This is a genomic window from uncultured Thiothrix sp. (assembly GCF_937876535.1).
Taxonomy (GTDB): domain Bacteria; phylum Pseudomonadota; class Gammaproteobacteria; order Thiotrichales; family Thiotrichaceae; genus Thiolinea.
Map to the genome: position 1 here is coordinate 100,823 of NZ_CALFHZ010000005.1, position 7,376 is coordinate 108,198.

General features: G+C 42.9%; 3 protein-coding genes. All 3 read right to left on the minus strand.

Annotated elements, in window-relative coordinates; genetic code table 11:
• Nucleotides 1-13: 13 nt before the first annotated feature.
• Complete coding sequence (locus tag Q0230_RS01790; protein ID WP_298607547.1) at nt 14-2,947, minus strand: hypothetical protein; 2,934 nt, start codon at nt 2,945-2,947, stop codon at nt 14-16.
• A gap of 87 nt (nt 2,948-3,034) precedes the next feature.
• On the minus strand, nt 3,035-6,460 hold the full coding sequence (locus Q0230_RS01795) for a hypothetical protein (RefSeq protein WP_298607549.1): 3,426 nt from the start codon (nt 6,458-6,460) through the stop codon (nt 3,035-3,037).
• Between the two features lie 272 nt (nt 6,461-6,732).
• The gene (locus Q0230_RS01800) at nt 6,733-7,317 is read right to left on the minus strand and encodes a cadherin (RefSeq protein WP_298607552.1); all 585 of its coding nucleotides are present in this window, start codon (nt 7,315-7,317) and stop codon (nt 6,733-6,735) included.
• Nucleotides 7,318-7,376 lie beyond the last annotated feature (59 nt).

Consider the following 7,376-nt stretch of genomic DNA (forward strand, 5'->3'; position numbering starts at 1 on the left):
CAGTTTTAGCCCGTTAAGGTAACTGAGCCCTTACAATATAGTTAGCGTTATAACTCAAATTGCCTGGATTCGCTAAGACATTGCTGGATAAAAGGTTTACATCATTATTAGGCCCTGTGAAAATCGTCTGCCCATCCATTGTGAAGTCAGTTGTAGAATAACCATTTACAATGAAATTACTGCTGAACAGGATATTGGCCGGATCACTTAAGACTAAGGAATAGAGAGGGCCAGTATCTTGGCCAACCCCATTACTAATCAGATTAGAATCCATATTCGCATCACCTGCCCACAATAAGCTGATGCCTTTTGAAACCACACGACCACTGACATTACCATAAGTCACTGTATTCGCAGTGGTAAAGTCGACTAACGTAGGGCTTGCTTTTAAGCTTAAGGGGGAAGCAGTCATAACGCCTAGATGATTTCGATGCCGTATCGCTACATAGTAACTCCCTGGGAAAGCCTCAGGGATGCTTAAGGTTGTGCTACCTGTATTGGCATCAACCACATCGCCATCTCTTTGCACCAAAGCCGCCTTTCTCTGTAAAACCGTTTTACTATTGGCACTAGAACGCAATTCAACTAATACCCAATCAACAGGAGCATTATTACCTGTTACCGCTAACTGTGTGGTACTTGCTAACTCCGCTCCCGTGTAACTGTAAGGACTCACTGTATAAGGTTGCTTGGTAGGGATATAGCCCTTCACACGTAAATCATCCCGCATCAGTAAAGTTGGGCTATTAAAAGCACCTTGCAACATAACCCGTACTTGTAGAGTGACTACATCAACAGTCGCATCCAGATAATCGACGATGCCATCTTTATCAGAATCTAACGCATCCTCTGGCAAGCCATTCTTGTTAGGGTCATTGCCTTCGTTGGCTGATAATAGGCCATCACCATCATCATCCTTGTCCAGATAATCCGGTTTACCATCCTTATCCGTATCATCATCGGCTGGGGTGCCACTGTTATAATTCTCACTACTGGTTAGGAGGCCATCACCATCATCGTCTTTATCCAAGTAGTTAGGAATAGTATCACTATCTGTATCTAAGGCTTGGGTCGATGGGTTTTTATCAGCATCCAGATTATTATCTTCATTCGCCGTAGGTAGCCCATCATTGTCATCATCACTGTCTAAAAGATCGATCTTGCCATCAAGATCAGTATCGCGTGCTTTAGTACCAGTTCCGAATTCTTGCCCATCCAAAATGCCATCTTTATCGCTATCCGGATCATTAGGTAAAGAGCCAATCAGCTGTTCTTGCTCATTGGTCAAGCCATCCTTATCCGAATCACCTTTAATGCCGTCTGAGTCATTACTATCTAAATAATCGACTTTGCCATCACCGTCACTATCAACTGCATCATCGGGTAAACCATTTTTATTTGGATCATTGCCTTCTGTCGCGGACAACTTACCATCACCATCATCATCCGTATCTAAATAATCTGGCTTGGTATCTTTATCAGTATCATCGTCAACAGGCGTACCACCATTGTAATTTTCGCTAGCAGTCAAGACACCATCATTATCATCATCGGTATCTAGGGCATTGATTTTGCCATCGAGGTCAGTATCTAGTGGCTTTAAAGGATCAGCCCCTACCTCTAGATTGTCATTGACCCCATCCCCATCGGTATCTAGTTTGTTTGGATCCGTTTTAGTGGTATTTAGCTCAATCATATCCCCCAAACCATCACCATCGGTATCCAATTTCAAGGGGTTGGTTTTAGTCGTAGTGATTTCCGCCCCATCACCTAAACCATCCCCATCGGTATCCGCTTTGAGTGGATCGGTTTTCGTGGTGTTCAGCTCGTTACTGTCACTCAAACTATCTCCATCGGTATCTAACTTCAAAGGATCAGTTTTAGATGTATTGACCTCAAAACCATCTGTCAGCGTATCTCCATCACTATCAGCTTTGAGCGGGTCGGTTTTGGTAGTAGCCAGCTCAGTATTATCGTTTAAACCATCGCCATCGGTATCCGCTTTCAGGGGATCAGTTTTCGTGGTGTTCAGCTCAGTGGCGTCGCTTAAGGTGTCGCCATCCGTATCGGCTTTCAAAGGATTAGTTTTTGTCGTATTGACTTCAGTACTATCGCTTAAAGTATCACCATCCGTGTCTGCCTTCAGTGGATCGGTTTTACTGGTATTGACTTCTGAACCATCCGTTAAGGTATCGCCATCCGTATCGGCTTTCAGCGGATCGGTTTGTGTGGTATTCACTTCCACCCCATCGCTTAAGCCATCTCCATCGGTGTCAGCCTTCAAGGGGTCAGTTTTCGTGGTACTGACTTCTACGCTGTCGAGTAAACCATCACCATCGGTATCAACACTCAGGCTACAATCAGCAACACTGCCATAATTACCAAGGTAGTCATTGTCATTGGCATCACCCCAATAAGTATTGCTGAATTGGTTGCCAGGGTTAGTATTACTTGAATTTCCATCTGGCTTATTGAAAGGATCAGTCGCATTATTCATTAACTCGACAGCACCCAAACACTTACTACTATTTTTGAAATTAAATACTTCTTGCTCTACCCCCGCTTGCCATTGAAAAGCTGTAGGTAGATCAATTTTAGCAGTAAACGATAAATAGGCTTTCGTTGGATTTTCACTCGGTGCATAAACCCTGCTACTTGTCGACCAAGTCACACCATCATGTAAACCAGTCAAAGAACTAGGAGAAAAAAGGCTAGTTGCATCCTTATAAGGGGCAACTATAGTCACTTGTGCTGTGGTGGAAAGGTCTCTAGGTGAAGGAGTGGCATTAGGACGCATGTAGACTCGATACAAGCTATTGATTGAGTCCCAACGAATACTAAACTCTACGCCTTCGGTTGGTGTGGTTGCTGCTAATGAGTAACCGGTCTGCGCAACCAGAAGAACCCCAATACTCCTAGTAATTGCTTGCTTTAGCGACTTTTTCATAATTATTAGCCAGTCTTTTTAATTATTATTAAAAAACTTAGCACCAAACCAAGAGCAGGTGTTTCCATCTGCTCTTGGTGCACAATGCTAAGGCAACTGACCTTTCACAATGTAGTTCGCATTAAAGTAAGTATTACCCGGATAGACTAATACATTGGCAATTAACAGATTCGTATCATTATTTGGGCCAGTAAAAATCGAATCCCCGTCAAGGGTCAAATCAGTGGCATTGTAGCCACTCACAACGAAATTACTGCTGAACGAACTGTTGCTAGGAGCGCTTAATATTTTTGCATAAATTACCCCTGCATCTTGCCCAACTCCATTACTAATTAATCTGGAGTCCATATTCACATCACCTGCCCACAATAAGTTTATACCTTTAGACTGGGTGCGCCCATTCACATCTCCATAGGTTTTAGTTGTGGACAAAGTAAAGTCAACCATAGTCGGTGTTGACATTAAGCTCAAAGGTGCTGCGGTCATCACGCCTAGGTGATTACGATGGCGGATCGCGACATAGTAGTTAGCAGGCACTGCGCCATTAATGCGTAAAGTAGTACTGCCCGTATCGGCCTCAACAATATCACCATCACGCTGGACTAAGGCTGCTTTACGTTGCAGGATGGTTTTTCCGTCTACATTGGAGCGTAACTCAATTAGTACCCAATCCACGGGGGCATTATTGCCAGTTATACTGAATTGGGTACTTGCTGCTGTTTCGGTGCCGGTGTAATTGTAAGGAGCCGCCGTGTAAGGTTGTTTAGTTGGAATAAACCCTTTCGACCGCAGATCATCACGCATTAATAAAGTCGCACTACTAAACGCACCTTGTAACATTGCCCGCATTTGCAAGGTAATCGAATTTACTGTGGCATCCAGATAATCCACTATACCATCTTGATCTAAATCCAAAGCATCGTCAGGCAAGCCATTTTTATTCGGATCATTGCCTTCATTCGCGGAGAGTAGACCATCGTTATCATCATCATTATCTAGATAATCCGCTTTACCATCCTTATCAGTGTCATCATCAACTGCGGTGCCACCATTATAGTTTTCACTACTAGTTAGTAAACCATCCCCATCATCATCCGCATCTAGATAATTGGGCAGACTATCCGTATCCGTATTAGTCGCATAAGTCGCTGGGTTCTTATCACCATCCAGATTCAAATCTTCGCTAGCAGTCGGCACACCATCATTATCATCATCACTATCTAAAGCATCGATTTTGCCATCTGCATCGCTATCAATCGGCTTAGAGGTATTAGTGCCTACTTCAGTATTATCGGGAATGCCATCCGCATCACTATCAACTAGATTTGGATTAGTACCCAAACCTAACTCTAAGGTATTACTTAAGCCATCACCGTCTTTATCACCATTCGGGCCATCCGCATCAACTGCATCAAGATAATCTGGAATGCCATCCCCATCGGTATCCGTTGGATTAGTCGCGGGATTTTTATCACCATCTAGATTCTTATCTTCGCTGGCTGTGAGCTTTTTATCCCCATCATCATCGGTATCTAAATAGTTAGGGACCGTGTCAGCATCAGTATCTAACGGATTAGTCGATGGATTTTTATCCCCATCAGTATTCTTATCTTCTAAAGCAGTTGGCACCCCGTCATTGTCGTCGTCTGAATCCAGAATATCGACTTTGCCATCCCCATCCGTATCGCGCGCTTTAGTACCTGTACCCAACTCTTGTCCGTCCAAAATCCCATCTTTATCAGTATCTGGATCAGTAGGTGATGAACCAATAGCTAGCTCTTGTTCATTGGTTAAGCCGTCTTTATCTAAATCGCCTTTGACTCCATCAGCGTCATTCGTATCTAGATAATCAGGTTTTCCATCCCCATCGCTGTCAACTGCATCCTCGGGTAAGCCATTTTTATTCGGATCATTGCTTTCAGCAGCGGATAACTTACCGTCCCCGTCATCATCACTATCTAAATAATCGGCTTTGCCATCTTTATCCGTATCATCATCCGTTGGGGTACCACCGTTATAATTTTCGCTTGAAGTTAATAAGCCATCATTATCATCGTCCCCATCCAGCGCATTAATTTTGCCATCTGCATCGGTGTCCAGTGGTTTTAAAGGATCAGCTCCGACTTCAAGCGCATCACTGACACCATCCGCATCACTGTCTAATTTAGTTGGATCGGTTTTAGTCGTGTTGATCTCGACATTATCGGCTAAGCCATCCCCATCGGTATCGATCTTGAGTGGATTCGTTTTAGTGGTATTCACCTCCGTGCTATCACTAAGCCCATCCCCATCCGTATCTGTTTTCAGTGGATCTGTTTTAGAGACATTGACCTCATAACTGTCGGATAAACCATCCCCATCGGTATCAGTGACGAGTGGGTTACTCTTATTAATATTGACCTCCACCCCATCACTTAAACCATCCCCATCGGTATCTGCCTTTAATGGATCAGTTTTCGTGGTATTAATCTCGATACCATCACTTAAGCCATCCCCATCCGTATCGGCCTTGAGCGGATCAGTTTTAGTCGTATTTACTTCGGTACTATCACTAAGACCATCCCCATCGGTATCAGTTTTTAAAGGATCGGTCTTAGCGGTATTCACCTCTATACTGTCAGTTAAACCATCGCCATCCGTATCAACTTTGAGTGGATCAGTTTTAGAGGTATTCACCTCCATCCCATCACTCAGACCATCCCCATCGGTATCGGCTTTGAGTGGATCAGTTTTAGTCGTATTAACCTCCACTCCATCACTTAAGCCATCACCATCCGTATCGGCCTTTAAGGGGTTAGTTTTAGTCGTATTGACCTCGACACCATCATTTAAGCCATCGCCATCCGTATCAGGATTATTAGGATTAGTACCCAGTTGATTTTCTAAACCATTTTTTAAGCCATCGCCATCTGTATCTAAACTATCCGAGCAATTGGCCGCACCACCATAAGTCCCTAAATAAGCATTCTCGCCATAATCCCAGCCGATATTACTCAGCTCATTGCCTGGGTTAGTTTGTGAAGAATTATCTCCATTATTGAAGGGGTCATTATTCTCCATAATAGTGACTGGCCCTACGCACTTGCCAGTATTTGCGAAATTAAATACCTCAATTTCCTTATTCGCTTGCCATGCAAATGCATCGACTTGATCAGCCTTTAAGGTAAATGATAAATAATCATAGACGCCCTTAGTTTCAGGAGGGGCATTCACACGTGAACTGGAAGACCAAGTGGTATTAGGAATAGTAGAAAATAGACCGCTTACCTTAAAAGCCGAGATTATTTCTAAAGTATGTGGTACAACTATAGTTACTTGCCCATTTAAATGAGCATCTGGCATTGGAGTAGTACTTGGCCGCATATAAACATGATAACGATCATCGGCTGTGTTCCAGCGAATGGCAAATTCGACATTGGGAGCTGCCCAAGCAGCACTACTACTGGCAGCCAGTAACAAAACCGAGGTACTTAGCCCTAAATATTTACGCAAACTGAAAGTATGGGTACGCATTTGCTTTATCTCTTTTTATTTTGATGCAAAGGCCCTAGAACAAGTGCTCACTTGCTCTGAACAACTAATGATTACTTTTAAAGTGTTTTAAATTGGCGTTTAAACACTGGGGTGAATCATTTTAAAAACCCATGCAAACAACTCAAATCAAATTTTAATTTTCTAAAAAGAACTTAGTCCTACACATTAGCCATTTATTTCTTATAGGCGTGACTTATCTAGGGTAAGCATGCGGCTTACCCTAATGTCATTCAACTATTGAAATACGCTGCTTATTTTTTCAGGCACTTAGGGGAATCACCATAGACCCCTTTGAAATTATTTTCACCCACAGCACCCCAGCCTAAATTAGTAAATTGATTACCTGGGTTGGTACGTTGGGAATTATTTGGCACATTATAAGGATCATTATTCGGCATAATTTTCACGCCTTCTACACAACCCTTTTCATTGGCAAATGAAAATACCAATAACTCTTGTTTGGCTTGCCAGTCATAATTCTGAGAGCTATTACCTTGGGCACCAATATAAGAGAAGGATATATAATCGTGTTTAGGATCTTCTTTCGGTGCATCGACTCGAGAAGCCTCAATCCAATCCGCTCCTTCCACACCTGCAACGACTTTAACCGGCTTGAATTTAGCCTCATGGGGTACTTTTAAGGTTAACTGGCCGCTTAAACTAATATCAGGTTTAGGCGTAGCCGCGGGCTTCATCCAAACTTCATAGCTTTTGCCATCATTAGCTAAAGCAATTTTATATTCGAGTACTGGTTCAGCAAAGGCCGAATTAGCCCCTAAGCCTAAACCTAGTGCTATGAATAAACTTAAAAGGGAGGACTTTTTTTGAATGTGCATGAACGAAAGCTCCTAGAGGAATTATTCTTTTTAGAAGCTAATTGTAACGATTAGTTACG

What these genes read in the sequence shown, in the direction of transcription:
- Q0230_RS01790 (WP_298607547.1), bottom strand. Translation starts at nt 2,947, where the DNA reads ATGAAAAAGTCGCTAAAGCAAGCAATTACTAGGAGTATTGGGGTTCTT.
- Q0230_RS01795 (WP_298607549.1), bottom strand. Translation starts at nt 6,460, where the DNA reads ATGCGTACCCATACTTTCAGTTTGCGTAAATATTTAGGGCTAAGTACC.
- Q0230_RS01800 (WP_298607552.1), bottom strand. Translation starts at nt 7,317, where the DNA reads ATGCACATTCAAAAAAAGTCCTCCCTTTTAAGTTTATTCATAGCACTA.